This is a genomic window from Mesorhizobium sp. B2-4-13, from assembly GCF_006658535.1.
Taxonomy (GTDB): Bacteria; Pseudomonadota; Alphaproteobacteria; order Rhizobiales; family Rhizobiaceae; genus Mesorhizobium; species Mesorhizobium australicum.
The window spans coordinates 256,485-281,155 of sequence record NZ_VFVB01000008.1 but is presented as its reverse complement, the minus strand read 5'-3'; the positions used below and the strand labels follow the sequence as shown (position 1 = coordinate 281,155).

At 63.5% G+C, this 24,671-nt stretch carries 34 protein-coding genes and 1 tRNA gene; 18 read left to right on the top strand and 17 right to left on the bottom strand.

Annotated features, from left to right (window positions below; genetic code table 11):
- Nucleotides 1-23: 23 nt before the first annotated feature.
- Nucleotides 24-293: a hypothetical protein gene (locus FJ936_RS22535; RefSeq protein ID WP_015317042.1), complete on the top strand. Its 270-nt coding sequence runs from the start codon at nt 24-26 to the stop codon at nt 291-293.
- Between the two features lie 98 nt (nt 294-391).
- The gene (locus FJ936_RS22530; protein WP_015317041.1) at nt 392-697 is read left to right on the top strand and encodes a hypothetical protein; all 306 of its coding nucleotides are present in this window, start codon (nt 392-394) and stop codon (nt 695-697) included.
- 48 nt (nt 698-745) lie between these two features.
- On the opposite strand, the gene FJ936_RS22525 is transcribed toward FJ936_RS22530, so the two are convergent.
- Nucleotides 746-1,174: a DoxX family protein gene (locus FJ936_RS22525; protein WP_140790412.1), complete on the bottom strand. Its 429-nt coding sequence runs from the start codon at nt 1,172-1,174 to the stop codon at nt 746-748.
- Nucleotides 1,175-1,780: 606 nt separating this feature from the next.
- On the opposite strand from FJ936_RS22525, the gene FJ936_RS22520 reads away from it, so the two are divergent.
- From FJ936_RS22520 to FJ936_RS22505, 4 genes are all read left to right on the top strand, one after another.
- Nucleotides 1,781-1,960, top strand: a complete 180-nt coding sequence (locus FJ936_RS22520) for a DUF3606 domain-containing protein (RefSeq protein WP_015317039.1) — start codon at nt 1,781-1,783, stop codon at nt 1,958-1,960.
- Between the two features lie 247 nt (nt 1,961-2,207).
- The gene (locus FJ936_RS22515; protein WP_140791368.1) at nt 2,208-2,651 is read left to right on the top strand and encodes a GFA family protein; all 444 of its coding nucleotides are present in this window, start codon (nt 2,208-2,210) and stop codon (nt 2,649-2,651) included.
- A gap of 112 nt (nt 2,652-2,763) precedes the next feature.
- A complete protein-coding gene (locus tag FJ936_RS22510; protein ID WP_015317037.1) occupies nt 2,764-3,000 on the top strand; it encodes a DUF982 domain-containing protein in 237 nt (78 codons plus the stop codon).
- A gap of 23 nt (nt 3,001-3,023) precedes the next feature.
- Nucleotides 3,024-3,269, top strand: coding sequence for a DUF982 domain-containing protein (locus FJ936_RS22505; RefSeq protein ID WP_015317036.1), 246 nt, complete (start codon nt 3,024-3,026; stop codon nt 3,267-3,269).
- Nucleotides 3,270-3,336: 67 nt separating this feature from the next.
- On the opposite strand, the gene FJ936_RS31170 is transcribed toward FJ936_RS22505, so the two are convergent.
- Both FJ936_RS31170 and FJ936_RS22500 read right to left on the bottom strand, forming a co-directional pair.
- Nucleotides 3,337-3,471: a hypothetical protein gene (locus tag FJ936_RS31170; RefSeq protein ID WP_281405467.1), complete on the bottom strand. Its 135-nt coding sequence runs from the start codon at nt 3,469-3,471 to the stop codon at nt 3,337-3,339.
- Nucleotides 3,472-3,562: 91 nt separating this feature from the next.
- Complete coding sequence (locus FJ936_RS22500; protein ID WP_140791366.1) at nt 3,563-3,859, bottom strand: hypothetical protein; 297 nt, start codon at nt 3,857-3,859, stop codon at nt 3,563-3,565.
- Between the two features lie 271 nt (nt 3,860-4,130).
- On the opposite strand from FJ936_RS22500, the gene FJ936_RS22495 reads away from it, so the two are divergent.
- The 7 genes from FJ936_RS22495 to FJ936_RS22465 all read left to right on the top strand — a co-directional run bounded on the left by FJ936_RS22495 (nt 4,131) and on the right by FJ936_RS22465 (nt 7,510).
- A complete protein-coding gene (locus tag FJ936_RS22495) occupies nt 4,131-5,039 on the top strand; it encodes an alpha/beta hydrolase (protein WP_141906990.1) in 909 nt (302 codons plus the stop codon).
- A gap of 384 nt (nt 5,040-5,423) precedes the next feature.
- Nucleotides 5,424-5,720 carry a hypothetical protein gene (locus tag FJ936_RS22490; RefSeq protein ID WP_140618060.1) on the top strand — a complete coding sequence of 99 codons (297 nt, stop codon included), beginning with the start codon at nt 5,424-5,426 and terminating at the stop codon, nt 5,718-5,720.
- Between the two features lie 35 nt (nt 5,721-5,755).
- Nucleotides 5,756-5,829 (top strand) — tRNA-Gln (locus FJ936_RS22485).
- A 210-nt stretch (nt 5,830-6,039) separates the two neighbouring features.
- Nucleotides 6,040-6,285 carry a hypothetical protein gene (locus FJ936_RS22480; RefSeq protein WP_140716216.1) on the top strand — a complete coding sequence of 82 codons (246 nt, stop codon included), beginning with the start codon at nt 6,040-6,042 and terminating at the stop codon, nt 6,283-6,285.
- A 207-nt stretch (nt 6,286-6,492) separates the two neighbouring features.
- Nucleotides 6,493-6,783, top strand: a complete 291-nt coding sequence (locus FJ936_RS22475; protein ID WP_140791362.1) for a hypothetical protein — start codon at nt 6,493-6,495, stop codon at nt 6,781-6,783.
- Nucleotides 6,784-6,925: 142 nt separating this feature from the next.
- Entirely contained in the window at nt 6,926-7,132 is a 207-nt protein-coding gene (locus tag FJ936_RS22470) for a hypothetical protein (protein WP_015317029.1), read from the top strand.
- Nucleotides 7,133-7,243: 111 nt separating this feature from the next.
- Nucleotides 7,244-7,510, top strand: a complete 267-nt coding sequence (locus FJ936_RS22465; RefSeq protein WP_015317028.1) for a DUF982 domain-containing protein — start codon at nt 7,244-7,246, stop codon at nt 7,508-7,510.
- Nucleotides 7,511-7,537: 27 nt separating this feature from the next.
- Here FJ936_RS22465 and FJ936_RS22460 read toward each other — a convergent pair whose 3' ends face one another.
- Together FJ936_RS22460 and FJ936_RS22455 are read right to left on the bottom strand one after the other, a co-directional pair.
- The gene (locus FJ936_RS22460; RefSeq protein ID WP_181763159.1) at nt 7,538-8,632 is read right to left on the bottom strand and encodes a PAS domain S-box protein; all 1,095 of its coding nucleotides are present in this window, start codon (nt 8,630-8,632) and stop codon (nt 7,538-7,540) included.
- A 75-nt stretch (nt 8,633-8,707) separates the two neighbouring features.
- On the bottom strand, nt 8,708-8,950 hold the full coding sequence (locus FJ936_RS22455; protein WP_015317026.1) for a hypothetical protein: 243 nt from the start codon (nt 8,948-8,950) through the stop codon (nt 8,708-8,710).
- A gap of 265 nt (nt 8,951-9,215) precedes the next feature.
- On the opposite strand from FJ936_RS22455, the gene FJ936_RS22450 reads away from it, so the two are divergent.
- Complete coding sequence (locus FJ936_RS22450; protein ID WP_141906989.1) at nt 9,216-9,524, top strand: hypothetical protein; 309 nt, start codon at nt 9,216-9,218, stop codon at nt 9,522-9,524.
- Between the two features lie 320 nt (nt 9,525-9,844).
- Here FJ936_RS22450 and FJ936_RS22440 read toward each other — a convergent pair whose 3' ends face one another.
- From FJ936_RS22440 to FJ936_RS22425, 4 genes are all read right to left on the bottom strand, one after another.
- A complete protein-coding gene (locus FJ936_RS22440; protein ID WP_141906988.1) occupies nt 9,845-11,827 on the bottom strand; it encodes an AI-2E family transporter in 1,983 nt (660 codons plus the stop codon).
- A 122-nt stretch (nt 11,828-11,949) separates the two neighbouring features.
- On the bottom strand, nt 11,950-13,029 hold the full coding sequence (locus FJ936_RS22435; RefSeq protein ID WP_140665766.1) for a D-alanine--D-alanine ligase family protein: 1,080 nt from the start codon (nt 13,027-13,029) through the stop codon (nt 11,950-11,952).
- Between the two features lie 22 nt (nt 13,030-13,051).
- Nucleotides 13,052-13,660, bottom strand: a complete 609-nt coding sequence (locus FJ936_RS22430) for a C39 family peptidase (RefSeq protein WP_140791356.1) — start codon at nt 13,658-13,660, stop codon at nt 13,052-13,054.
- Nucleotides 13,661-13,749: 89 nt separating this feature from the next.
- On the bottom strand, nt 13,750-14,208 hold the full coding sequence (locus FJ936_RS22425; RefSeq protein WP_224719955.1) for a hypothetical protein: 459 nt from the start codon (nt 14,206-14,208) through the stop codon (nt 13,750-13,752).
- Between the two features lie 275 nt (nt 14,209-14,483).
- Here FJ936_RS22425 and FJ936_RS30575 point away from each other — a divergent pair, with 275 nt between their 5' ends.
- The gene (locus FJ936_RS30575; RefSeq protein ID WP_181171345.1) at nt 14,484-14,720 is read left to right on the top strand and encodes a hypothetical protein; all 237 of its coding nucleotides are present in this window, start codon (nt 14,484-14,486) and stop codon (nt 14,718-14,720) included.
- Here the strand turns inward: FJ936_RS30575 and FJ936_RS22420 are convergent, their stop codons facing one another.
- The 4 genes from FJ936_RS22420 to FJ936_RS22405 all read right to left on the bottom strand — a co-directional run bounded on the left by FJ936_RS22420 (nt 14,721) and on the right by FJ936_RS22405 (nt 17,902).
- Nucleotides 14,721-15,239: a hypothetical protein gene (locus FJ936_RS22420; protein WP_140791354.1), complete on the bottom strand. Its 519-nt coding sequence runs from the start codon at nt 15,237-15,239 to the stop codon at nt 14,721-14,723.
- 59 nt (nt 15,240-15,298) lie between these two features.
- On the bottom strand, nt 15,299-15,994 hold the full coding sequence (locus tag FJ936_RS22415) for an outer membrane protein (RefSeq protein ID WP_140791352.1): 696 nt from the start codon (nt 15,992-15,994) through the stop codon (nt 15,299-15,301).
- A gap of 293 nt (nt 15,995-16,287) precedes the next feature.
- Entirely contained in the window at nt 16,288-17,247 is a 960-nt protein-coding gene (locus tag FJ936_RS22410) for an AraC family transcriptional regulator (protein WP_140791350.1), read from the bottom strand.
- A gap of 226 nt (nt 17,248-17,473) precedes the next feature.
- Complete coding sequence (locus FJ936_RS22405; RefSeq protein WP_015317017.1) at nt 17,474-17,902, bottom strand: VOC family protein; 429 nt, start codon at nt 17,900-17,902, stop codon at nt 17,474-17,476.
- A 155-nt stretch (nt 17,903-18,057) separates the two neighbouring features.
- On the opposite strand from FJ936_RS22405, the gene FJ936_RS22400 reads away from it, so the two are divergent.
- On the top strand, nt 18,058-18,312 hold the full coding sequence (locus FJ936_RS22400; RefSeq protein ID WP_224642169.1) for a hypothetical protein: 255 nt from the start codon (nt 18,058-18,060) through the stop codon (nt 18,310-18,312).
- 90 nt (nt 18,313-18,402) lie between these two features.
- Here FJ936_RS22400 and FJ936_RS22395 read toward each other — a convergent pair whose 3' ends face one another.
- From FJ936_RS22395 to FJ936_RS22385, 3 genes are all read right to left on the bottom strand, one after another.
- A complete protein-coding gene (locus tag FJ936_RS22395; RefSeq protein WP_181171347.1) occupies nt 18,403-19,572 on the bottom strand; it encodes a PLP-dependent aminotransferase family protein in 1,170 nt (389 codons plus the stop codon).
- A gap of 176 nt (nt 19,573-19,748) precedes the next feature.
- Nucleotides 19,749-20,207: a GNAT family N-acetyltransferase gene (locus FJ936_RS22390; protein WP_140618044.1), complete on the bottom strand. Its 459-nt coding sequence runs from the start codon at nt 20,205-20,207 to the stop codon at nt 19,749-19,751.
- 98 nt (nt 20,208-20,305) lie between these two features.
- The gene (locus tag FJ936_RS22385; protein WP_224719810.1) at nt 20,306-20,800 is read right to left on the bottom strand and encodes a hypothetical protein; all 495 of its coding nucleotides are present in this window, start codon (nt 20,798-20,800) and stop codon (nt 20,306-20,308) included.
- A gap of 106 nt (nt 20,801-20,906) precedes the next feature.
- Between FJ936_RS22385 and FJ936_RS22380 the strand changes: the two genes are divergently transcribed.
- Entirely contained in the window at nt 20,907-21,503 is a 597-nt protein-coding gene (locus FJ936_RS22380) for a DUF922 domain-containing protein (RefSeq protein WP_224622495.1), read from the top strand.
- Nucleotides 21,504-21,550: 47 nt separating this feature from the next.
- On the opposite strand, the gene FJ936_RS22375 is transcribed toward FJ936_RS22380, so the two are convergent.
- Nucleotides 21,551-23,086, bottom strand: coding sequence for an acid phosphatase (locus FJ936_RS22375; protein ID WP_141906986.1), 1,536 nt, complete (start codon nt 23,084-23,086; stop codon nt 21,551-21,553).
- A 194-nt stretch (nt 23,087-23,280) separates the two neighbouring features.
- Here FJ936_RS22375 and FJ936_RS22370 point away from each other — a divergent pair, with 194 nt between their 5' ends.
- Nucleotides 23,281-24,540 (top strand): cytochrome-c peroxidase, encoded by a 1,260-nt coding sequence (locus FJ936_RS22370; protein WP_141906985.1) that lies wholly within the window; start codon nt 23,281-23,283, stop codon nt 24,538-24,540.
- Nucleotides 24,541-24,671 lie beyond the last annotated feature (131 nt).

The following is a 24,671-nucleotide window of genomic DNA, read 5'->3' as shown; positions in this document are numbered from 1 at the left end:
GCACGGCCTTGTGGGAGAGGACGATGGACAGACCAGCCATGGCATCCGTCTTCCGGATGCGGCACGCTCCGGCCACGGTTTCCGGTGTGCGCAGCACCGGCCAGGGCCAGGCGGATCCGGTCATCCGGGTGCACTCGCTTGGCGAAGCGATCCGCTTCGTCGCCAACGCTTACCCCAATTACGACATCGGGACCGTCGCCATAGATTGCGGCGACCCTTCGATCCCGCGCCTCGGCAGCCTGGAAGTCAGGGCGCTTTGGCGCGAGTATGGCGAGCGCCTGACGCAGGAGTAGCGCCCGACCGCTCACGATCGGCGCGCTGGTTCCCGCACGCCGGCCGGATCGGAAACGCCGCTGATGCGTTCCACTGCGATCAACGGAGGGAGAAATCCATGAACGTCGCCAACCTGCAACTCGAAGGCCTGCTGATGGCCGTCGCCTCGATCAACCACGTCCTGGTCAAAAAGGGGGTGCTGACGTCGGAGGAGATCGACATCGCGCTCCGCAAGGCCGAGGCGTCGGAAACCGGCGAGGAGCGATCGGACGGCATGTCGGCGTCGAACCGCGACGCCGTCAATTTTCCGATCCGGCTGCTGGAACTCGCCAACCAGTGCCAGCCGGAGGCCGACATGCCGTCTTTCTCGAAGCTGGCCCGCATGGTCGGCCAGATGAAGGAGCCCTACAACGATCAGATGTGAGATCCCTGCCCCTGGCGGACTCCTCGTGCCCTGCCCCCGGCATGCTCATTACGCCCTGCCCGGCCATCCCAGGTTCAGCGCCAGAATTCTTCCCGGTCCATGGACCGCCGCGAACAGCAGTCCGGCCAGGAACGAAAAATGGTCGACGAAGAAACCGAACTCGGCCTGGTTGCCGGCCCAGTGGCTGGGTCCGTGGAAGGCAAAGGCAAGGAACAGCACATAGGCGGCGGCGACCAGGGCGGCTTGGGTGAAGAAGGCGCCGCTGAGGAAACACAGCACCAGGGCCACCTCCAGGATTGCCGCGCACCATGCCAGGAAGAGCGGGAACGGAAAGCCCGCGGCCGCGATATAGCCCGCCGTGGCCTCCATGCCCAGGAACTTGAAGGTCACCGCCAACAGGAAGACGGCGGCGAAGATCAGGCGGGCGACGAGAAGGGCCGCGGTCTGCCACGGCGATTGTGCGATTTGGGGCGACATGGTTGTTCTCCAGCTTCATCAGCCCCAAGGACGCACCGCCATGTGCCGATCCGACATGCCGGGCAAAAATTTTCACCGGTTCCGGTTTGACGCCCGATGCTATGGCAGCGCACCGCTCGAAGGAAGAAGCAAGACCGCTTACCGGCAGGCACAGCTTTAGAAATTCTTAATGATCCTGAAACTTGTCCGTAACCCTGATCGTGATATTGTTAGCCGGGGCTAATGCACAGCTATGTCTGGTGCACGATATGGGTGGGTGGGTTTTGGGCGCAAGCGTCAGGCTGGGGACGAAGTCCTATCTGGTCCGGACACCGGTTCTGGAGTGCGAAGGCTGCGGCGGCACTGGACAGGTTTTCCAATGCCCGCGCTGGACGAGTTCCAGCGGCCTTTGCTGCCCCGCCGGCACGCATCGCCGCGGCTGTCCCGGCGCCAGCGCGCGCTGCGCCCAATGCAGCGACACCGACAGCACCGGCCCGACCTCTTCATCGGCCTAGGCTGAACTGGCGTTGCTCCGCGATGGAACCAGCATCGCCGATCCGTGTTATGTGTGACCGCGACATATAGGCGTCCGCGCGACCATGCGGCTTACAGAAAGTGAGGCCCGACATGCCTGACGACAAATCCAAGACCAAACAGGACCGCAAGCTGGTCTCGAGCGAGGAAACTTACGAGGTCGCGGCCTTCGCGCGCAAATATGGCATTCCGCAGAGCGAGGCCCAGACCATCATCAAGCGCTACGGACCCTCGCGCAAGAAGCTCGACAACCACATGGCCGCCCGCGGATAGAAGGAGCGGCCGAAAGGCGGCAACCAATTCGCCGGCATGGCGTTGAAGAATGCTGCGGGCCGCGTCAACCGGGCTCGGCGGTACGGTGAACAGGATGTCTTTTTCCCGGTTTCTCATCCTGGCCAACGAAGTGGCGGACGAGCATCTGTCCCGCCCGGCCCGCGGCATGCCAAACTGACGGAGCCGGCCACGGCTGGAGCAGCCCTATGGCAGGCAAAGCCAGGCTGGCGAAACGGAGAGCGCAACCATGTCCGACACAACACGCAGGACCGGCAGTTGCCTGTGCGGTGGCGTGCATTTCGTCGTCAACGGCCAGCCGTCGCGGGTTGGCCTTTGCCATTGCAAGGATTGCCGCAAGGCGGGTGGTTCGGTCTATTCGGCCTTTGCCATCTGGCCGCGCGATGCGTTCGAGACATCGGGCGAGGTCGCCAGCTACGGCACACGCAGCTTTTGCCCGACCTGCGGCAGCCGCGTCGCCTGGGTCGACGACAACGAGGCCGAGGTGATGCTCGGCAGCCTCGACGTCGCACCGACGGATCTGGCACCGCAATATGAATTGTGGACCGGCCGGCGCGAAACCTGGCTGCATGCCTTGCCCGACGCCGAGCAGTTCGAACATGATCGGCCGCAAGCACAGGATGTCGATCTGCCGGCGCCCAGGCCCTTGTCGGACGCCGTCGCGCGCGACTGAAAGCATGGTTAAAAATTGATTGTCCGGGCTCGGAACCCTCCCCTGACGCCGACGTTATCCGGCGCTTCCTCGGTGCATGTCGGCCGATGTGCATGATTCATGGAGACGACCGTTGAACGACAAGATGTTTCCCCGACCGATCCGCCTGAAATTCGCTCCCGAGCGGGAGCGCGTGGTGCGCAGCGCCTGGGAGGGGCTGGAATGCCTTGGCGACTGGCCGGCCGGACAAGGCCGTCAATACCGCGCGGCACTGCGAAGCTGCCGCGATGCGCTGGACGGCTGGACGCCGGCGGAAAAGGCGATGCGGGCGATGATCGACGCCGCGCGCGAGGCGCGCATCCTGCAATGAGGATTCAGTAGCAGGAGAAACCAATGGCCGGTTTGATGCTGTCGACACCGCTGCGGGTCAAGCCTCATGGCTCGGACACGATCCGCGAGGTGGCCACGCTTCAGGACGCCAGTGAAATCCTGATCGACTGGCCACAAGCCAGGCGCGGCCCCTTCTACCAGACCGCGCGCGAAAAGATCGAGTCGGCGCTGGCCAACAATGAGGGCGCGGCACAGGCGCAGGAAGCCTTCACCGCACTCTGCGATCACGCCGGCCTTCTGGTCAGGTAAGCCAAGGCACCATGCAAGCGAAAAGCAGGCGAACTCGCCTGCTTTCTTGTGCGGAACCGCTTTCGGGTCATTCCACTGGCAGATCGCCGTCCACGATCGGGTGGGTGGCCTCGAAGCCGAAGCTCTTCGGCGCCGTCAGCATCAGGACGATGACGATGGCAATAGAGGCAAGCAACGCGGCGGTACTGGCAAAATCTCTCACGCTCCATCCTTTCCAGATCCGGTTTTGTCACAGAAACGTTTCCTGATCCGCGAAGTTCCTTCGCCGTCATGACAATGCTGCCGAACGATCTCTACTGCTTTGGCGGCTGGGGCGGCACTTCGCCCGGCTTGATGACCGGCGTCTTGCCTTCGTCGGGCGCCGGCGCGGCCATGCCCTGATCGCCAGTAGGCGGCGGTTTCAGCACGCCACCGCAATCATTGAGCTTCTCGCTCAGATCGCCGCTGCCGGGCTGCTGCTTGCCGCCCTGATCCGTTTGTGCCCGGCATTTGTCGGCCTGCTGGTTCGGCGACTGCTGGGCCGTCTGTGCCGCTGCCGGCAATGCCAGGGCCAGCATCGCGGCGCATGACGCAATGACGAGGGATTTCATCTCGGCCTCCTTCGTTGAAGCCGCCTCACGGCGGCCTTCCGTTCACGGGGACAACGTCCGCCGGCCCAAAAGGTTGGCCCAAAGGATTGGGCAAGAGGCTTATGCGCGGGACCGGTCCGTCGCGGCCGGAGCGGCTTTTCCGCCGCCCTCCCCCGTGGGGCGGCGGACCGTGGTTCCTCCGGGATCGCCGTGGTCGGCGCAAAAGCCGGCGCTTGCGAACGCGCCGCAACCAATCCCGTTCTCCAGCCGTTGCCTGTGCCGGAGGCCAGCCATGTTCGAGCATTTCCAGCCTATCGACGTCGACATCGAGGACGCCGGCATCTTCGTGCGCCGCGCCGGTGCCGGACCGGCGGTGCTTTTGCTGCACGGCTTTCCGCAAACCCATCTGATGTGGCGCGATATTGCGCCGCTGCTTGCCGATCGTTTCACCGTCATCTGCGCCGACCTGCGTGGCTATGGGCGCAGCGCCTGCCCGGCCTCGAGCGCCGATCATGCTCCCTATGCCAAGCGGGCCATGGCATCGGAGATGGTGGCGATGATGGCCAGGCTCGGCTTTACCAGCTTCATGGTCGCCGGCCATGATCGCGGCGGGCGCGTCGCCTACCGCATGGCGCTCGACCATCCCGGCCGTATCGAAAAACTCGCCGTGCTCGACATCGTCCCCACGGCCGACGCCTGGGATCGGGCCGACGCCCGGCTGGCCCTCGGCTTCTGGCCGTGGTCCTTGCTGGCACAGCCCGAACCCTTGCCGGAAAAGATCCTGGCGGGCGCCGCCGACGCCATCGTCGACAATGCGTTGGGTGGCTGGGGGTCGTCGCCCGATGTCTTTCCGGCCGGCATCCGCCAGGCCTATGTCGAAGCCTTGCGCGACCCCGCCCACCTCCACGCGATCTGCGAGGAATACCGGGCCGCGGCAACGCTGGACCGCGATCACGACCGGGCGGACAAAGCCGCCGGCCGGCGCATCGCCTGCCCGGTGCTGGCCTTGTGGAGCGGGCAAGGCGCGCTCGCCCAATGGTATGCCGGCGAAGGTGGGCCGTTGGCGCTCTGGCGGAACTGGGCCGACGACGTGCGCGGCCGCGCGATCTCGGGCGGACATTTCTTCCCGGAGGAGGCGCCCGCGCAAACGGCAGGTGCGCTGATCGATTTCTTCGGCGGGCTCAAGTCGGATGCCGGTTAGCCACTCGCCACCGGGCACCTCGGATCAGCCGGCTGGTTCCTCCGCTATATCCTCGCCCTCGGGCTCGCCGGGCCGGAAAGGATCGGGCATTCGCGGACATTCCTCGAACCGATGGTCGCGGCCGCCGCAGAAGGAGCAGCACATCGCCTCGCGGCCCTCGTTTCCGGGCCGCCATTGCGGTGTTTCGTAAGGTTTCCTGCCGTCCATGCCCAGCAATGCGCGACGCCTGATTTGGTTGCGCGGCGCGCCAACGCGCGCCCGGCAAACCCCGCCGCGGAACCAACGGACACGATAGGGGGTTATGTGCGACAATGCATGCGGCCATTCCCCGGCGAATCCGGACCAGCCGCGTTCGCAATTCCGTCAAACCGAAGAGAAACCATCATGTCCGCTCGCGTTCCGACCCTGTTGATGGCCATGGCCGTCGTGCTCGCGGCGACCGGTCTGGCCGACGCCCGGCCCGACAGCCGCTCCATGGGCTGCGCTCAGATCCGGGCCATGATCCAGAACCACCGCGCCGTGGTGCTGACCACTGGCCCCAACACCTACGATCGCTATGTCAGGCAGTTCGGCAACGAGTGCGACTGGCCTGAAGTGCCGATGTCGGCCTATGTCCCGTCCCGCGACGGGGACTGCCCGGTCTATCGCTGCGAAGAGCCGGTCAACAATTTCCCGAATTGACCGCAAGCTGCCTGGGCGCCATAACGTGCCGGCTTTCCCGCTTCGTCTAATGGTAGGACAGCGCCCTTTGAAGGCGTGAATCGTGGTTCGAGCCCATGAGCGGGAACCAGGCAGTTGCAAGCCAATAATGTAACCGGCACCAAGTCGGGTAGCTCCCGATCCTCTCCGATCAATCATGCCGTAGTCCGGGGACAGGTAAAAAACCGGCCGGTACCCGGGCAGGAGGAAGGTGGCTTCCTCCCTGGACCTCCGTCGCGATTGACGGCCAGGTAACGTTACGTTAACTTTAATTTAGCTTAAGCTAAACTAGGGGGATCTAATGAAGATGGTTTTCATTTGCCTGGCGCTTGTCCTCGCCGGCTCAAATGTCGCTGCGGCACACGAAAAGAAGGCGACCGTCACCGCCTCGAAGGCATGCGCTGGTCTGTCGATCAAGGCGGCGGTGGCAGCAAAATTGGACTGCACAGCAACCGGAACAGCAACATCGACCCCGACCGACGCAGCGAATGCCAAGCCGCGCCTTGGGTACCAAAACCCTTGGACCATGTCCTCGTTTGGCCTTTGATGTTCCCGGAATTCTGGCTGTCCAGAGGCGCGGAGACCGAAGCCGCCGGGCTCTTGATAAGGCGTGAGTGCTTTCAGATCTCGTCCCTGGCCTTTTCCCGCACGTCCTGAGCTTCTCGACAATCGGACCAACCGATTGGGGTCGCTTCCGTCAGCATGAAACCTTGCGGCCTGTTGGACGTTCATTGTCGGCCAACAGGAGAGTTTCATGGATCCGGCAACCGCGGCGGTGATGATCATGCTGTCGTGCAACGCATCGCTTTGTCGGCCCACGGAGTCGCGCCCGGTCGTCTATTCATCGATGGCGCAGTGCCAAGCGGCGCTTGAAATCAGATTGGCACCCTGGCCGAGCGGCGAAATGGTCGGCCGGTGCAAGCAGGTCGACCGGATGGCGACCGGCTCGATTGCCCCGGAAGGCTATGCCTCGGTTCAAGTCACGCGTGGAATCGGCGGCGATGCGATCACCACCAACTATTTCGTTCCGAGAGCCGACGACTGAATCAGAGGCCGGACGCCGGGGCTACCGGGCGGTTGATGATTTCGCCCGCGGACATCGGCAGTGTTTGAAGCGAACCTCCTGAAACCATTTCATGGACCCCGCGTTGACGACCGGGGCATCGCCCAGACACCGGAGAGAGTCCATGACCGTCAATTGCCGCATATCCATCGACAACAGGCCCGACGCCACCAATGTTACTTTCCAGGCGGTGCCGCGCATTGGCGAGAGCGTGTCCTTGTCGGTCGACGGAAACCCACAGGATCTGCGGGTCTCGCGCGTCGTGCACGTTCCCAACGGTGGACTGGAAGGCGCCGCGATCATCGTCGAAGTGACGACCAGCATCCTCTAGGGATTGGTTCGCGCGGAGATGCCCGGAAAGCCTCACGCTACAGTGATCGGCGGCGATGAAACCTCATGCCGGCCCAACGCGTTCCACGGGCTAAACATGGTCTAGGTTCCAATGCAAACTGCATGGTTCTCCAAGCCCGTCGTCGTTTCCGTAGGCGTTGCCGGAGGCATCCGCAACCTGTCCAACACACAACAGGCGATCGAACTCCTGACGACACATTGGCGCGATGCCGGGAGCCTGAAACATCAGTCCGCGCTGCGCGCCTGCCGCAGGGCAATGAGCGGCGACTTGCCCCCCGAAATCGCCAGGGAGGCCTTTGTCGAGGCCGCGCGCGAGGCGCATATCCTGGTCGAGCAGGTGCAGCCCGACAGGGAATAAGGGCGGCGTCCAGACCGGCGGATCGCCCTAGATGCCGAAACCCGGCGAAACACCATCGGCCTCGCTGCCGGCCTGCGCCACGATGATGGAGGCCAGCGGCGCGCTCAGCTGCCATTTGAGATGGCCGGGCGACCGCTCCAGAATGGCGGAGCCACCGAGCGACTGCGGCGCCACACGCTGCAGCACGACAGTGCCGAACCCCTTGCGCGTGGTCTGATCGCGCCGGTCGCCGGGATGCGGTTCGCAGTTTTCCTCCCAGGTCAGCTGGAATTCCCGTTCGCCAGCGGAGCCGGGAGCATGCGCTCCCGAGCCGATGGTCCAGGTAATCTCGACCCGGCCGCCTTCGCTGCCCAGCGCGCCATACTTTGATGAGTTGGTGCCCAGTTCGTGAAAGGCCATGCCGAGGTTCTGCACCGCGTTCGACTGCAGCGTCAGGACCGGGCCGGAGAGCAGGATCTGCTCCTCGAGGCCGAAGGGCTTGAGATGTTCCTGGATAAGGTCGAACAGGCTCGCCCCCGCCCACTCGGAGGTGACGAGCAGATCGTGCGACCGCGACAGTGCCATGATGCGGGCGCGGATCAATTCCTCGAACTCGCCTGGACCATTCGAACGCTTGCTGGTCTCCCTGACCATCGACAGGATGACCGCGAACTGGTTCTTGACCCGATGGTTGACCTCCCGCATCAGCAGCCTGATCCGGCGCTCGCTTTCCTTGGCGGCGGAGATATCGCGGGCGATTTTCGAGGCGCCGATGATTTCGCCATCGCCGTTCTTGATCGGCGAAATCGTCAGTGAGACCGAAATCAGCGCTCCGTCCTTGCGCTTGCGCGTCGTCTCATAGCTCGCCACGCGGTCGCCGCTGCGAATCTTGCTGATAATCTCGGTCTCCTCGCTCTTGAGGGGATCGGGAATGAGCATGAGGACGGATTGGCCGATCGCCTCCTCGGCGGTGTAGCCGAACATGCGCTCCGCCGCCTGGTTCCAGCTTTGGATGACGCTGTTCAGGTCCTTGCTGATGATGGCATCGAAGGAGGAATCGACAATTGCCGCGAGCCGGGCGTCGGCGGTCGCCCCCTGTCTGTCGCTGCCGTCGATGTCGTTCATCGCCACCCGCAATTGCATCTTTCCCGATCAGATAAGGCGCAAACGGATCAAGGCAATCGCCGGCGCGAGAATGGAAGGCTTACCGCGAAAGTTTTACTCTGCCTGTTCCGGCGGGGCCTTGCCGTCGCCATTGGGCAGGAGCACGCCGAATTCCTGCGACTTGGCGCCCACCTCGGCCGTCAGGAAGCCATCGGAGGCAAGGCCACGGCGCAGCAATTCGCGTACCGCCGCCGAGCGGCTGGGCATGCGTTTGTCGAAACGCCAGTTTTCCAGTGCGGCCAGTTCATCCTGGGTCAACATGATCTGCAGTCGTTCCGGGCGTTCCAGGTCAGCCATGTGCGCCTCCAAGCGCAAAGATCAGGCGAGTTAGTAACCGTCTCATTCTACTTACAGTTAGGAATTTCGGCATCCTGCGTCAAGCGCGGTCAGTGGGTGAATGCAGCGTCGTACCAATGATGATCATCCAACGCAGGTTGCCCATTCGTGTAACTATGCTAACTAGCTGATTTTGTTCACACTTTTTTCACTTTTAACTTGCCATGCGCCGCCATGGGGCGCATCCTGCCAGCTTGAGGAAACCAACTCGCTTTGGGAGGTTTCAATGCGATACGATTATTCCACGCGACTGCGTGAAGACGTCTATGCGAGCGTCCGCGCAGCGTTCAAGACCGCGGGCATCATCAACGTGTCGGTGGTGGCGGAAAGGATCAGGATCAGGAACCTGGCCGAGAACGTCGCCCTCGAGGACATTGAACATCTGGTCCTGCAGGCTGCCCAACTGGTTGGCGCTGCGATCGAATTCGACGCTTTGGGCAACGGATTGGCCCCGCCTGGAACCAGATTCGTCGAGAACCGTGATGAGAGCTCGATGATCCCTCTCGGTCTGCATCGATCAGGCTCGATGCAATAACCAGAAGCGCCAAGGTGCGCCGGCTCCATGCGCCATGGAACCAGTCCGGCCTTCGGAGATTACCGCATCGTCCAGCAGAGGAGGATGTCGTGAAGGCCCTGCGCAGTCTGCTTGTCGAACTGTCGTCGAGTTGGCTCCAATGCCGCAAGGCGCAGAAATCACTCGCTGGAAATCCAGTCAAACCCGTGTCCCGCGTCCCCCGCCAGGCCGCGACGGTGAGGCCGGTACACAAGCCAAGGTCGCCCTCCTCCCGCGATGTCGCTTCCAATATGTGAACGACCGAGATCGGCCCAGTCTCGGAGATCAACCGGCACCCACGGCTAGGTCGAGGCCGCCGAGGCCTTTTGGGAGGTGGCGCGCTGTCGCCGCATCCGGCGTTTGGCGACGAGCTTGAGGGCAATTGGCGGCTCGTTCGACAGCGCGCCCACCACTGCGTCCACCATGCCATGCGCCACGAAATCCGCGTTGATGTCACGGGCGAGCTTTTCGGCCGCTTCCTTGTCCTCATTGGCGGCTTGCGACCAGAATACGATTCCCACCCTCAACGCCGCTTTTGCCCGCTTCAGCCGGCGAACCAGAAACCGGGCGTGCTTGATGGAATCCCGGTTCAGGAAGCCGACCACCACGGTATCGATGGTTTCGAGCTCGAGACGGCGGATGTTGGCGGGTTCCATATCGGCAAAGCCGGCCTTCGACACCGTCGTGCCCTGGACTTCCAGCACCTGTGCCAGCATCGCGGCGGCGGCATCGTCCAGTTCACCGCGCCCGCCTGTGCAAAGCACCGACAGATCCGTGCCGTCGGGCAGTTCGGTTTCGTCTTCGCGGGAAGGATCCTTGTCATCCGGCTCCTCTTCGGCCGCCGTCGGGGCATCCTCTTCCTCTGCTTCCTCATGCGCGCTGTCGTCGAGGTTTGCCACCATCACCAGGGCGCTCTCGGCCACCTGACGCCTTTGCTGGTCGCCCATGACACCGCGCGCACGGTCCTGCTCGCCCAGCAGGAGGGCGGGAATGGCCACCTTGTCGTAGAACTCGACCAGATATTTCTCTTCCAGCATCTCCTCGGCGTGGTCCGTGGCTTCGTCAGGGTCACCGGCCAGCAGACGCTGGTAGAGGCGTGCATGAGGTTCGAGCACGGGCTCGTTGCCAAACAGGACATCGAGGAATTCAAACTGCGGCACGTGCCTGCCCAGCACCACCAGGCACACGGTGAGCGGTGTTGACAAAACCAGCCCGAGCGGGCCCCACAGCCACGTCCAGAAGATGGCCGCAACGATGATGGCCAGGGACGACAGCCCGGTTCGCGAGCCATAAAGCCAAGGTTCCACGACATTGCCGGTGATCAGTTCCATCACCACGAACAGGGCGGCTGTCCACAGCACGAGCGACCAGCCTGGCGCCACGGCCAGCGCCAGGAACAGCGGCAGCAGCATGCCGATCGCCGGGCCGATATAGGGAACGAAACGCAGGCCAAGGGCCAGCAGCCCCCACAGCAAGGCATTCGGAATGCCCAGGATCCACAGGCCGGCCGCGATTGGTACGGCGTACACGATGTTGACGACCAATTGCATCAGCAGGTACCGGCCAACACGCTTGCCGGCATCCTGAAGCGCCTCGGTGGTACGGTGAAGGTCGCCATACCCGACAAGGCGGATGAAGCGGTCGCGCAAATCCTCCCGCTCCAGCAGCATGAAGATGACGACGACGATGATCAGCCCGGCCGATCCGAGCGGGCTGATCAGCGGCCCGACTATGTTCTGCAGAACCTCCAAGGGTCTTTCGCGCGAGACGATCTCGACCGGCACCGGTTCACGCGGCTTTTCCAGGGTGGCGGCCGGCGGCGACGTCTCCTGCCTGTCGATCTCCTGGCCGACACGTTCGACCACCTTGCTCAACCTGGCAATGATCCCTCCCCCAACGCCAGTCTCCTTGAGCGAGCGGACCTTGGTCAGGATGTTGGCCTGGTAGACCGGGATGTTTTGCGCCAGTTCGCTGACCTGCGTGGCGACGATGAAGCTGAAGAGGGCAAGTGCGGCGAAAGCCCCCAATACGCTGACGATGACGGCGGCAATCCGGGGAATGCCGGCCCGTTTGAGCGCGGACACAAGAGGGGCGAGCGCGAAAGTCAGCAACAGCGCGATCGCTATCGGCAGGAAAACCTCACGCCCGAAATACAACGCCGCCACCGTGGTGACGATGGTGGCTACATTGGGCAACGACGTTCGGGGGTGCGGGGCGGCGGGCGAAAGAATATCCTCCAAGCCATGCGCGGGCGACGCCATCCCGTTTCGACGATTGGCCGCCATTCCATGCCTCCCCTGCCAGTCCCATGATCGGGCATATAGAGCCGGCCAGCAACATTAGCCAGAGGTGGAAAGACACGCCGTCCAAAGGGCGGTTTATCCGATACGGCGGCCGCTGACTCGGATCAGCGCGCGCCGTGCCGCGCCAGCGCATGCTCGATCAAGATATCGATGACCTCGCTGTAGCCGATGCCGATCGCGGCCAGCGCCTTGGCGTACATCGATATGTCGGTGAAACCGGGCAGCGTGTTGACCTCGTTGACCAGCAGGGAGCCGTCGGCGCGCAGGAAGAAGTCGACGCGCGCCATCGCCTCGCAGCCGAGTGCCTTGAAGGCTTGCCCAGCCATTTCCCTCGCCCGGTCGATCACCGCTGCCGGCACATCGGCGGGCACTTTGACCACCGCGCCGTCGGCGTCGAGATATTTGGCCTCATAGGTGTAGAAGCCGTGCTTGCCGGCCGGGATGATCTCGCCGGGCAGCGACACCGTGAGCGAGCCGTCGGCCCGTTGCAGCACCGAGCACTCGATCTCGCGGCCTTCGACGAATTCCTCGATCAACGCCTTGCCGTCATAGCGGAAAGCCGTTTCGACGGCCTGATCGAAACCATCCCTGTCGTTCACCTTGCTCACTCCGAACGACGAGCCCTGGCGCGCCGGCTTGGCGAAGAATGGCAGCCCCAGCGCCCCGGCGATCTCCTGGAAGGAACCGACGTCGTTACGATGGACGGTGACCGAGCGGGCGACGGCAAGCCCGGCTCCGTGCATGAGCCGCTTGGCGACATCCTTGTCCATGGCGGCGGCCGAGGCCAGGATGCCGCAGCCGACATAGGCGACGTCGGCAACCTCCGCATAGCCCTGCACCGAGCCGTCCTCCCCGAAAGGACCGTGCAGCACGGGGAAGACGACATCGACCGGCGCCAGGTCAGCCCGCGTTCCCATAGGCGACGCTGAGATCAGCCGGCCCTTGCCGCCGGGCAGCAGGGCTATCTCCATGCCATCCTGCGACACTGGAGCTCCCGCCCCTTCGCCGATGGCCTCGGACGCCGGCTGCAGCAGCCATCTGCCCTCCCTGGAAATGGCGATCGGCACCACCTCGTAGCGCGTCCGGTCGATCGCCTTCAGCACATTGGCGGCCGAAAGCCGCGACACGTCATGCTCGGCCGAGCGCCCGCCATAGAGGATCGCAACCCTGATCTTTCCGGTCATCGAAATCCCTCATCTGTCAAAATCAAATGGCGACGGCAATGCCGCGATTGGCAAAGAAGCGGTCGAAAGCGGCTGGCGCCAACACTGCGTTGGCCTGTGTGGCACTGGTATGGCCGGATGGGTTGTGAAAGCGGAACCCTTCATCCGAGGCGGCGGTGACCAGAACCAAATGTCCGCCCTTCGACGGCGGCTCGCGCTCGGGCCAGCGGATCGAACTGCTGACCGAAGCGATGAAGAACCGCGACCGGCCGAGGATCGACGGAATGTCAGCCGTCGCGACATCGGTCATCACCTCGGCATCGAGGCCGAATTCCGCCTTCACGAAGGTGACGAAGGGCGCATAGATCAGCCCCTTGATCGAGCCTTCATTGACGACATAGCCGCCATACGGAGTGCATCGCCTGGCCAGTTCGATCGTCGGCACGATCTCGCCGCGCGTCGCCAGGATCATCTTGAGACACGCCATGCCGCAGACATTGGCGGCCCAGGCCGTGTATTCATCGAGCGTGGCAGCGCCTGATCCCTGCCATAGCGGATCCCGCCGCAACGCGGCTTCGGCGCCGTCGGCGAGCACCGCCAGCGTCATCTCAGGCGTCTCCCACTGACTGAAAAACGGCACGGTTTCAGGCATGGACTCATGCGAACTCCCGGGTCTTCAACTCGTATACGAGCATACAAGATTGGAGAAAAGCCGCTCGGACCTGTCGAGGGCCGCGGCGTCTACTCGACCTTCGTCCAGCCAAAAACCAGCCAGGCGTATTTCGATTTTTCGTCGGGTTCGGCGGTATAGGTCATCTGGATGTCGCCGCCCTTGGCGTAGATATCAAGCCGGGGTGCCGTGTCCAGTTCCAGCCATAGCGAACTCTTGTTGAAGGACCAGGTTCCGCACCAGACGCAGGAACCCGATGCCGGGTCACCGGGCTGATGGAAATTGTAGCGGCCGTCCGCCGTGATCTCCAGATAATCGAACGCGCCGTAGAACGCGGTCACCGTCTGCTGGAAGTCATTGGCGGCCGCTTCCTGTTCCGGCGTTGCCGCATCCTTCATGTCGCGCGGCGGCCGGGTGGTCGCGCCGCTGAGTTGCCATTTGCCGACAAAGTCCTTCTGGGTCGGAAGATATTCCTCCTGAGCCTGCGCCGAAGATATATGAGAAATTGTTAATATGAATGGTGTGGCCATGCCCAAAATCGTAAGCAACGGCGCGGCGACACGGATCGCCCTGGCTGATTTTTGCATAAAAATTGTTTCTCCACGGTGGGCAAGAGATGGTCTGTTCGGGATGTTATTGGGAAAGACCTCGCGCATTGCTTTGAGGTCGATTCCCGTCCGCCATTTCCCGGTTAGCACCGCAGCCACCAATCTGGCAACGCAAGGCACAGCTCAACAAAACTGATTGGCGCCAGTCTCCACCGTCTCGTGCCGCTTGCGAAGGTGCCGGCGCGAGAAAAGCCCGCTTGCGGCTGGCAGCCCTGTCATTGACCGGATGTGCCGGTTGTTTCCCGCCTTCTTTCGAGAGCGAAGAGGTCGGTCGGCGCACCGTGCGGCGTCACCTCGCCTTCGAAGCGAAAAACGTGTTTTTCCAGGACGCGCATCGGCCGTGCGACCAGTCAGATAACCCGCTCGGCATGCAGGTCGAAGGCGAAAGCCAGGCCGCGCCTTTCCAGTCGTGCCGCCGGCTCACTTCGTATTGATCACCGAAGCGGCCCGATAGGTGTCCATGGTCGCGCCGTTGCGGTCCTCGTCGAACAGCGTATCGCTGCCGAAGCTGGCGCGCAGGCCGATGGCGACCTTGTTGGCCCTGGTGTCCTGCGTAGACGTTTCGAATTTCCTCCGCTCGAATTCATAGCGCCGAACACTGCCCATGGCGTTTCGTCGAACCGGTACATGGCCTGCACGGCGGCACCGACCACGTCCTCGTTGGTGCCGTTATAGTCGGTTCGGCTGAAGTCGAGCTCCGCATCGAGGCGAAGGTTCTTCCGGACGAAGTAGCGCGCCACCGCGCGTACGCCCCATTGGTCGCCATGAAAGTCGCTGATGGTGAGCTGGCCGACACTGGCCTGGCCATAGAGGATCAGATTGCCGAAATAGAGTTGTGCTTCCGGGCCGACCGGTGCTGCATTGATCGTCGGCTGCGTCTTGGGCTGGACAGCATCGGAATTGCCCTGGACCGCGCCGCCGCACCCCGCCCGGCCGGTGTGGCCGTTCAGCATCAGCCGCGGCGCAGGCAAAACCCCGGCGCGGACGCCAGGGTTTTGTTCGAACCGGCGTGTCAGAACTTGTAGCTGAGGCCGACGCGTAAATCGTGCGTCTTGAGATCGATGTTCGAAACCGTGCCAAGACCAAAAATCGGCACCGAGAGATCCTCTTTGCCAAAGTCGGAATAGCGATATTCGACGCGGGCGATCCATTTGTCGGTGAAAGCGTGCTCGACGCCGGCCCCAACCGTCCAGCCAAGATGGGTTTCGTCGTGGATTGTTACTGTACCGAGGGGACCACTGCTGACCACACTCATTTCATACTTGGCCGCTGCCACGCCGGCACTGATATAAGGCAAGGTCCGATCGAACGCATAGCCGGCCCGCAGCCGGGCCGAACCCGACCACTTGAGTTCGCTCGACAACAACGCGCCGGCACCGGCGAAGGTCCCCACCGCATCGACATTGCTGTAGGCAAGGTCAGCCTCGGCGCCGAGCACGAAATGGTTCGCCAATTCCTGATTGACGCCGATATGGATGCCACCAATAAAACCGTCCGGATCGAAGGCAGCATTGACGTCGGTGCCGCCAATGCCGGCGCCGCCGATGAAGAGATTGGATTTCCCGGCTACGTAACCGAAGTGAACGCCGGCATAGAGGCCGGACCAGTCATAGCCGGCAGCAACCGGCAAGGTTTCATTGACGTCCGCCGCGGACGCCATGCCGACCGGCGCAAGCGCGAGGATGGTGGCGAGAAGAATCGTTTTCACTGTTTGCTACCCCAATGATGTTGCTTCCCCCGGCCGTGGAAATACTCCGCGGCGACCGGGTATCGTCGAGGTTTTGCATTGTTCACGGGCGGCGTCTTGGGCTGAGCCGCATTGGAATTGTCGTGGAGAGCGCTGCGGCATTCGGGCGATCGGTGTGGCCGTTCGGCATCAGTCGATCGGTTCGAAGACGACTGATCGCTTCGAGTCCTTGTCTTTGGTATCGCGCTTCCGCCCGGAATTGCGGAAAACAAGGAGTTAGAGCGGCCATCGATTCCGTGAAGCGACGATTCGCTCTAACGGGCGGCGTTCGGCGTCGAGCCGAAGCGGCGGCGGAAACAGCGATTGAAATAGGAGACGTCGGAAAAGCCGCTCAACAGCGCGATCTCGCTGACCCGCATGCGGTCGTTGCGCCGGTCACGCAGCATGCGGTGGGCCCTCTGCAGGCGCAGTTCGAGAATATGCTCGGCGAAACTCGAGCCCGTTTCCTGAAGGAGATCATGGACGTAGCGCGCGGAAAGCCGCAAACGCTGGGCGATGTGCTGGGCCGAGATGCCGGGATCGGCGAAATTGTCCCGCATCGTCTGCAGGATGGCTTGCAGCCTTGCCGCGCGCAGGCCTCGCACGCCCGCCAGCTCGGCGATCTCGCCCTTGGCGCCCGTCGCCAATCCGATCAGGTCGACGATCGTTTCGGTGGCATGGGCGACAAGATCGGGCAAGAGCAATGCCGGCCCCGCTTCCAGGAAGCCGCAATAGCGCTTGAGCATGTCGAGCGCTTCATTGTCGACGCCGATGGTCAGCGCCAGGCGGTCCTCGACATGGGCGAAGGCATTTTCCATGATTTCGCGGGGCACCACGACATTGGTCCAGACATTGCGGTCGCCGCCGGTCATTTCCAGCGCTTCCGAAGCCGAGACCAGCGCGCCTTCGCCCCTGCCGATGCTGTAGTCGCGGCCGGTCTGCACACCGCTCAGCCTGGTGTCGCCATCGTTGACCAGCAGCAGATAGCCGTCGCGGCCGTCATCGGCGATGTTGTGCGTCTTGCGGCTCGCATGCTTGATCGTCCCGGCCATCCGCCCGAGCACCAGCGGCCCGATGGCGGTGGCTTCGATATCCGCCTGGAACGGCACATTGCCGGAGATGGCATATTCGACCGACCAGATCTCGGCGACATGAATGTCCTGCCAGAGCGAGAAGCGCGCGCGGTCGTCGAGATGCGACGGCAGATCGAGCGAAGAGAAGACGTTCTTTTTCAACGAGCAACCGGCCTTTCCCGCGCACGCGTCTTCCCTGAAGCCGCACCGTATGGGACCGATTTGCCTCTTGTCCAGAGACGGCGCCATCCATGCTCCGCAGGACAATTTCAGTGCCGCCCAGGTCAAGAATCCGATCGGATTCGCCGGTGTGGCGTCCGAGTCTCCGAAATACCCCGGAAATGCGGCATCGGAATCACCTCGCCTCGACGCGGTCGACCGATTGCTCCTAGAACGTGATCTTCACCGACGCGGCGCTGCGGTTGGCCGGGCCGTGGTGGACGGCCTCGATGTTGTTGCCGTCCGGGTCGAGCAGGAAGGCGGCATAATAGCCGGGATGATAGGACCGCTCGCCAGGCGCGCCATTGTCCGTGCCGCCGGCTTCGAGCCCGGCCTTGTAGAAGGCATCGACCATGGCGTGATCCCTGGCCTGGAAGGCCAGATGATGACGTCCGGTCAGCTTTCCCAGCGCGGCCCGGCTGTCGGCGCTGGAAATGAACAATTCGTCGGCCCAGAAATAATCCTCGCCGGTGCCGCCGATCGGGACACCAAGGACTTGGAAAACCGCCTCGTAGAAACGCCGGCTGGCGGGGAGATCCCGGACCACGAGCTGGAGGTGGTCGATGAGCCGGCCGCGATGCAATTCCTGGGTTTCCATGAAAGCGCCTCCTCGCAAGGCCTCGAATTTAGGCGCGGTTGGCAGGGCGTCAACGCGGGGCGCGAGCCTCTGCTGACAACCAGCGACAATTTTTCGAGCCCGATGGAACTTTTGCACCGATGGCAAGTTTGGAGGCGCGGCGGGAGAATTTTCGGTTGGATTGTTTTCAGAAGCTTGAAGCGCTGGTCGACGGCGCCAATGCCGATGCCATCGAGGAAGCGAACGCATTGCTGCGCCGGTTCAAGGACAGGTCCGAACAGACGACGCGGGCCATCGACGAGTTCATGCTGGACTTCAAGACATTGGTCTTCGTCGTCGAAGCCGGCGAAGAGGGTTTCCAAAGGCCGATCCGCAAGCTCGCCCGCGCCAGGCTTGCGAAGCTCAAGCAGCTGGTGAACGTGCCGGCTTAGGCGCATGCCGCTCTTTGCTATTACGCAATTCCGGGGAAAGCGCTGGGCGCTCTCCCGGGAAAACCATTTGAGACTTTCGTGGAATTTGCTCTAACCCTTGAGCAGCGCCGCCAGCCGGGGAATGCCCTCGCTCACCGCGCTGCGGGTGGCCAGCGTGAACGACAGCCGCAGCGTGTTGCGCCCGGTGCCGTCGGCGTAAAAGGCGTTGCCCGGCACGAAGGCGACCCGCGCCTCCTTCACCGACCGTGCCAGGAGGTCCGTGGCGTCGGTGCCTTCCGGCAGCGTCACCCAGACGAACATGCCGCCTTCCGGACGGCTCCAGGTCACCCCCTCTGGCATGTTGGCTTCAAGCGCGCCGAGCAGGCCGTCTCGGCGCTCGCGGTAGGCGCCGATGAGTTTTTCCACCTGGCCGTCGAACACGGCTTCGGCGACGCGGTGCATCACCATCTGGTTGACGGACGGGCTGTGCAGGTCCGAAGCCTGCTTCATCAGCACCAGCATTTCCACCACGCGGCGCGGCGCACAAACCCAGCCGACACGCATGCCCGGCGACAGAATTTTCGAGAACGAGCCGCAATAGAGCGTGCGCGCCTTGTCGATGCCGCCGGACCTGATGCAGTCGAGCGCCAGGATCGGCGGCACACCCTCGCCGTCATAGCGCAGCGCCCGGTAGGCGGCATCCTCGATGACGGCGATGTCGAGCTCGCCGGCAAGGTCGAGCACCGCTTCGCGCTGCTTTCGGTCCAGCGTGTTGCCGGTCGGGTTGGCGAAATCGGGCACCAGATAGGCGAATTTCACCTTGCCGCCATTGGCGGCGGCGGCAGTGTGGTAGGCTTCGGGCGTCATGTTGCCGCCCTCGGGCCGCAGCCGGTCATAGCGGGGCTCGTAGGCGTTGAAGGCCTGCAGCGCGCCGAGATAGGTCGGCCATGTCACCAGCGCGGTATCGCCTGGCGACAGGAACAGCTTGCCGAGATAATCCAGCGCCTGCTGCGAGCCGGAGGTGATGAAGATGTTGGCCTCGTCGCAGGCCACGCCGAGCTTGCCCATTTGCCCGGCGAGCCAGCGCCGCAGCGGCAGATAGCCTTCCGAAACCTGGTATTGGAGTGCTGCCCCCGCTTCCGGGCCGCCGAGCACGTCGGCATAGGCATCGCGGATGGCGTCCGCCGGAAACAGCGACGGATCGGGAATGCCGCCGGCGAAGGAGATGATGTCGGGCTGGTCGAGCAGCTTCAACAGCTCGCGGATTTCGGAGGCCTTCATGCGCGATGAGCGCGAGGCCAGAAGCTTCAAAAGGGTCACGACACGCCTCCCCGGACGTTTTTACAATAGGTCAACCTGACTGACCTATATCCGCTTTGCCAGGCGATTTGAATAGTGCCTGAAGGGCTTCCGCTATACGCCAGTCACCGCCAGGCCCGAACCGGCACGGGTTTCCGCTAAAGGCTCTTCTTGTAACCAATATGGCTGGCACTGAAGCCGAGCCCTTCATAGAAGCGGTGCGCATCCGCTCGCCCCTTGTCGGTGGTGAGCTGCACAAGGCCGCAGCCCCGCGCCCGGCACTCGTCGATCGCCCATTCGAACATCTTCTTGCCGACGCCGTCGGAGCGCCTGCCGCTGACAACGCGAACCGCCTCGATCTGCCCGCGCCAGCCGCCCTTGCGCGAAATACCGGCAAGGAAGCTGATCTGCAAGGTGCCGATTACCTCCGCGCCATCCACGGCCACGGCAAGCAGCTGATTGGGATCGGCATCGATGGCGTCGAAGGCATCGATATAACCCCGCGCCAACGGCAACGAGGCGTCTTCGCGGGCGGCACCCAGCGGATCGTCGGCGAGCATGGCGACGATGGCTGCCAAGTCGGAGGCTTGCGCCTTGCGGAATTGGATGTCGGTCATGGACGTGAGATACGGCCGCCCGGCGCCGGCGGCAAGCCGCTGATGGAATGGAGATCAATGGGCGGCAGGACAACGAGGGGGGCGCAACCTCTCGAGGTTCAATCCCCGTCGCCCGCGGGCTTCGCCTTGCCGCACTGCGCCAGCACCTTGCCGATTGCCCCACTGGAACCCTTCAGCGCAAAACTGATCGAACCATATTTGGCAGCGCTGACCGACACGTCCCCCTTGGACCGCAACAGGTCGAGCAGCGGGTCCCCCTTCTCCAGATCGACCACGAAATAATTGTACATCGCCTCCAGCTGCAGGGTTTTCGTCACCGTCTTGCCGTCGGCCTTGAAGTCGAAAGCGCCGCTGATGCCCGGCTCCAGTTGTTGGCCGCTGGCGCCCAGATCGTAGCTCAGCACCGGTTTGTCGTAGCAATTGAGCATCAGATAGGCGTCGCCCTTCGGCCCGCCGCAGACCGAAGCGGTCAGCACGCTGCCGCCCTCGTCTTCCTCCATCTTGGCGCTCCAGCCGCCGCAGGATGCCGCGAAGGCCGATTGCGAGCCAAGCACCGCCGCCAAGGCACCGGCGGCAACGAGATTTCTTCTCATGACTTCCCCCTCCGGGCCATTTGCAGCGCCCGCCGGCAGCATATAGGAAAAGCCGTTGAATAGCGTTGCCTGAATGGCAAGGCCGCGCGCCTCGGAGAGAGCAGTGTTGAGAGCCTGTGTTCGCCTGTATCTTCCGACCGCCGCCCTGGTGGCCTTGCCGCTTGCGGCGCATGCCGAGTGGAAGCCTGTCGAGAAGGTCGAGACCTACGCCATTTCAGGCCAGTCCGGGCTCGAGCTCTACCGGTCGATTGGCGAGAACGGGCCGAATGTCGGCATTACCCGCGCCATTGCTCACACCAATTTCAAGCTGACCTGGACCAGGGATTATCAGCCGCGTGCCGGAGCCTGCGTGCTGGTCTCGGCCAAGCCAAAGCTCATCATCACCTACACCTTGCCCAGCCCCTCCTCGCCGCTGCCGTCCGCCATCCAGAAGAACTGGGAGGTTTTCCTTGCAGGCGTCAGCGCCCACGAAAAGGTGCATGGCGCGACCATTGTCGACATGGCGCGCAAGATCGAGGCGGCGACGGTCGGCCTCACCGTTCCCGACGATCCCAAATGCAGCAAGATCCGGGTCGAGATGACCAAACGCCTGTCCGCCCTTTCGCAGGCGCAGCGGCAGGCAAGCCGCGATTTCGACCGCATCGAACTCGGCCAGGGCGGCAATCTGCAAAAGCTCATTCTTGCCCTGGTCAATGGCGGCTGAGCCACCGCGCCTCGCGGCGCGGCGGCGTATTCGCGGTTCGCTCCGCCCTAGCGGCTGAGATCAAGCGCGGCTGACAGATCCCCCATCGGCGGCTCGCCATTGGCGGCCAGCGCCTTGTCGCGGGCGACGATGCCCGTCAGCACCGGCAGATCGTAGCGCGCGGTGATGAAGCGCAGGATCGATGTCGTATCGTATTGCGTGTGGTCGACCGTGCCCATCCTGGCATAGGGCGAGACGATGAAGGCCGGGATGCGGTTGCCCGGGCCCCAGCGGTCGGCCTTGGGCGGCGCGACGTGATCCCAGAAGCCGCCATTCTCGTCATAGGTGACGACGACCAGCATGTGGCTCCATTGCGGGCTCTTCTCCAGATGCGCGACGAGGTCGGCCAGATGCCGGTCGCCCGATGTCACGTCGGCATAGCCTGAGTGCTCGTTGAGATTGCCCTGCGGCTTGTAGAAGGCGACCTGCGGCAGCTTGCCGTCGTCGATCGCCTTGATGAACTCGGCGCCATCCAGGCCGCCATCCCTGAGATGCTCGGTGCGCGCTGCCGTGCCGGGCGCGTAGGCGGCGAAATAGTTGAACGGCTGGTGGTGGAACTGGAAGTTCGGCACCGGCGTGGCGTTCTTGCCGTCGAGCGTCGTCTGCCAGGCGCCGGCGTACCAGGCCCAGTCGACCCCCTTCAGCGACAGGAGATCGCCGATGGTGATGTCGTGCTGCGGCGGCAGCGTGGTGGGCGCGGCCGGATCGGCCAGCGCCTTGTCGCCGCCCTCGGCAGGCTTGTTGGCGCTCGGCTGATAGGGCGGCTGCATGGTGTTGACGGCGTAAAAATCGGGCGTGATGGCGCCGTCATTGACGAATTTCGGCACGCCGCCCAGCGCCGACGGCGGCGAATTGTCGGCCACCTTCAAGGTCGTTCCGTCGGCCTCGACCACGGCGATCTGGCCCTTGATCGGACTCGTGTCGGCATGCGGATAGACCGGCGTACAGGCGCAGGCGAGCTGGAAATGGTTGAGGAAGGAGCCGCCGAAGGCGCCCTGGAAGAAATTGTCGGCCAGCACATATTTCTTCGCCACCTGCCACATCGGCAGGCTCGAGCCGTCATAATGGCCCATGACCAGCCCGCCGGAATCGGCCCAGGCGACGAATTTATCGTTCTTGCCGCCGTCGATCTGCATCTGCTCCTGGTAGAAACGGTGCCACAAATCGTGGGTGATGACATTGGTGCCTTCGTTGAAGCCCTTGGGATCGTCGATGGCGAAGGCCGCGTTGGCGAGATGCGCGGTCTGCGCCTCCGTCACCACGGGCGTGACGCCCTTTCCGGTCAGCCCGCCCCAGGCCGGCGGCAGTTCGGTCAGCGGCTTGCCGTCGCGGTCGAGCTGGCGCGCCTGGTCGGCCGAGACATTGGCCAGCCCATTGGCGCCGGGGAAGCCGCCATAAAGATTATCGAAGCTACGGTTCTCCGCATAGATGACGACGACGGTGTCGATCTTGTCGAAGCCGGGAGGGGCGGCATTGGCGGCCGCAAGGGGAAACAAGGCCGAACCGGCCAGACAGAAGGAAGTAAGGAACTTGAGCCTCGTCATGGGAAGACCTCGTGGCTTGACTGTGGCTATGGGGCTATGGGGCTATGGCGCGGGAACCATGGGCAGCTAACGTGGATGCCTTGTCACCTTTGTGACATCCGCCGCCGCGGCGAACACGGTTTCGTGAGCACTGGGACCGGTCATCAATCCGTTGCACTGCGTTCTTATTTCCGGGCCAAAGCGGACCGTGCCCCATGATGACGAGACGATGGAAAAGCCTGGTGATCGCGAGTGCCGCGATCTCGACCTTTGGCTTTGCCGCGCCTGCGAATACGGCGGGGCCGGATCCCGGTCCGCTGTCGCGTGCGCAAGCCTTCGCACGCGCCGAGGCGCTGACTGCCTTGGGGCGAAAGATGTTCTTCGACCCGGCGCTCTCGGCTTCGGGAAAACAGGCCTGTTCCTCCTGCCACGATCCGCGCCATGCCTTCGGTCCGGCCTCGGCATCTCCCGTCGAGATGGGCGGCCCGAACCTCGACCAGTCCGGCGTGCGCGCGGTGCCGTCGCTGCGCTACCTCGAGGCGGCGCCCGCCTTCACCGAGCATTTCCACGATTCCGAGGACGAGGGCGACGAGAGCGTCGACAATGGCCCGACCGGCGGTCTGACCTGGGACGGCCGCGCCGATCACGGTGTGGACCAGGCGAAAATCCCCCTGCTCTCGCCGTTCGAGATGGCAAACAAGGATGCCGTGGCGGTCTCCGCCGCCTTGCGCAAGTCAGCCTATGCCGATGACTTCAAGGCAACCTTCGGCAACGATGTCTTCGACCGCCCGGACGATGCCTTCGACGCCGCCGCCGAGGCGCTTGGCACGTTCGAGCAGAGCGCGGTCGACTTCTACCCCTATTCCAGCCGCTACGACGCCTTCCTCGCCGGCAAGGCGACGCTATCGGCGCGGGAACTGCATGGCCGCGCCCTGTTCGAGGACGAGGCGAAAGGCAATTGCGCCTCCTGCCACCTCAGCGAACCGGCCAATGACGGTGAGCCGCCGCAATTCACCGATTTCGGCCTCATCGCCATCGCCGTGCCGCGCAATCCGGCCATCCCGGCCAACGCCGACCCGGCCTATGTCGATCTCGGCCTGTGCGGTCCCCTGCGTACCGATTTCCGTGGCCGCACCGACTATTGCGGCCTGTTCAAGACACCGAGCCTGCGCAACGTGGCGCTGCGCAAGAGCTTCTTCCACAACGGATATTTCCACACGCTGCGCGAAGCGGTGGCCTTCTACGCCAGCCGCGACACCGATCCCGGCCGCTGGTACCCGAAAAACGCTTACGGTACGGTCGACAAATATGACGATTTACCAAAGGCTTACTGGCCGAACCTGAATCAAGACCCGCCCTTCGACGGCAAGAAACCCGGCGACAAGCCGGCGCTCGACGATGCCGAGATCGACGACATCGTGGCGTTTCTGCAGACGCTGACGGATGCGGATCAGGCGGCGAAGCGGTCGCAGTGAACTGGGAAGCCACGTCGTAAGGGTCGCTAGTTGACGTGGGGATTAGCCGAAGCCCTCCCTCGCTTCGTCATCCTAGGGCGGAGCAAGGAGCGAAGCGACGCGGCGCAGACCCTAGGATCCATGCCGCGACG

Excerpts from the sequence above, each read along its gene's own strand:
- FJ936_RS22535 (WP_015317042.1), top strand. The coding sequence starts at position 24 with ATGGACAGACCAGCCATGGCATCCGTCTTCCGGATGCGGCACGCTCCG.
- FJ936_RS22530 (WP_015317041.1), top strand. The coding sequence starts at position 392 with ATGAACGTCGCCAACCTGCAACTCGAAGGCCTGCTGATGGCCGTCGCC.
- FJ936_RS22525 (WP_140790412.1), bottom strand. The coding sequence starts at position 1,174 with ATGTCGCCCCAAATCGCACAATCGCCGTGGCAGACCGCGGCCCTTCTC.
- FJ936_RS22520 (WP_015317039.1), top strand. The coding sequence starts at position 1,781 with ATGCCTGACGACAAATCCAAGACCAAACAGGACCGCAAGCTGGTCTCG.
- FJ936_RS22515 (WP_140791368.1), top strand. The coding sequence starts at position 2,208 with ATGTCCGACACAACACGCAGGACCGGCAGTTGCCTGTGCGGTGGCGTG.
- FJ936_RS22505 (WP_015317036.1), top strand. The coding sequence starts at position 3,024 with ATGGCCGGTTTGATGCTGTCGACACCGCTGCGGGTCAAGCCTCATGGC.
- FJ936_RS22500 (WP_140791366.1), bottom strand. The coding sequence starts at position 3,859 with ATGAAATCCCTCGTCATTGCGTCATGCGCCGCGATGCTGGCCCTGGCA.
- FJ936_RS22495 (WP_141906990.1), top strand. The coding sequence starts at position 4,131 with ATGTTCGAGCATTTCCAGCCTATCGACGTCGACATCGAGGACGCCGGC.
- FJ936_RS22490 (WP_140618060.1), top strand. The coding sequence starts at position 5,424 with ATGTCCGCTCGCGTTCCGACCCTGTTGATGGCCATGGCCGTCGTGCTC.
- FJ936_RS22480 (WP_140716216.1), top strand. The coding sequence starts at position 6,040 with ATGAAGATGGTTTTCATTTGCCTGGCGCTTGTCCTCGCCGGCTCAAAT.
- FJ936_RS22475 (WP_140791362.1), top strand. The coding sequence starts at position 6,493 with ATGGATCCGGCAACCGCGGCGGTGATGATCATGCTGTCGTGCAACGCA.
- FJ936_RS22470 (WP_015317029.1), top strand. The coding sequence starts at position 6,926 with ATGACCGTCAATTGCCGCATATCCATCGACAACAGGCCCGACGCCACC.
- FJ936_RS22465 (WP_015317028.1), top strand. The coding sequence starts at position 7,244 with ATGCAAACTGCATGGTTCTCCAAGCCCGTCGTCGTTTCCGTAGGCGTT.
- FJ936_RS22460 (WP_181763159.1), bottom strand. The coding sequence starts at position 8,632 with ATGCAATTGCGGGTGGCGATGAACGACATCGACGGCAGCGACAGACAG.
- FJ936_RS22455 (WP_015317026.1), bottom strand. The coding sequence starts at position 8,950 with ATGGCTGACCTGGAACGCCCGGAACGACTGCAGATCATGTTGACCCAG.
- FJ936_RS22450 (WP_141906989.1), top strand. The coding sequence starts at position 9,216 with ATGCGATACGATTATTCCACGCGACTGCGTGAAGACGTCTATGCGAGC.
- FJ936_RS22440 (WP_141906988.1), bottom strand. The coding sequence starts at position 11,827 with ATGGCGGCCAATCGTCGAAACGGGATGGCGTCGCCCGCGCATGGCTTG.
- FJ936_RS22435 (WP_140665766.1), bottom strand. The coding sequence starts at position 13,029 with ATGACCGGAAAGATCAGGGTTGCGATCCTCTATGGCGGGCGCTCGGCC.
- FJ936_RS22430 (WP_140791356.1), bottom strand. The coding sequence starts at position 13,660 with ATGCCTGAAACCGTGCCGTTTTTCAGTCAGTGGGAGACGCCTGAGATG.
- FJ936_RS22425 (WP_224719955.1), bottom strand. The coding sequence starts at position 14,208 with ATGGCCACACCATTCATATTAACAATTTCTCATATATCTTCGGCGCAG.
- FJ936_RS22420 (WP_140791354.1), bottom strand. The coding sequence starts at position 15,239 with ATGCTGAACGGCCACACCGGCCGGGCGGGGTGCGGCGGCGCGGTCCAG.
- FJ936_RS22405 (WP_015317017.1), bottom strand. The coding sequence starts at position 17,902 with ATGGAAACCCAGGAATTGCATCGCGGCCGGCTCATCGACCACCTCCAG.
- FJ936_RS22395 (WP_181171347.1), bottom strand. The coding sequence starts at position 19,572 with ATGAAGGCCTCCGAAATCCGCGAGCTGTTGAAGCTGCTCGACCAGCCC.
- FJ936_RS22390 (WP_140618044.1), bottom strand. The coding sequence starts at position 20,207 with ATGACCGACATCCAATTCCGCAAGGCGCAAGCCTCCGACTTGGCAGCC.
- FJ936_RS22385 (WP_224719810.1), bottom strand. The coding sequence starts at position 20,800 with ATGAGAAGAAATCTCGTTGCCGCCGGTGCCTTGGCGGCGGTGCTTGGC.
- FJ936_RS22375 (WP_141906986.1), bottom strand. The coding sequence starts at position 23,086 with ATGACGAGGCTCAAGTTCCTTACTTCCTTCTGTCTGGCCGGTTCGGCC.
- FJ936_RS22370 (WP_141906985.1), top strand. The coding sequence starts at position 23,281 with ATGATGACGAGACGATGGAAAAGCCTGGTGATCGCGAGTGCCGCGATC.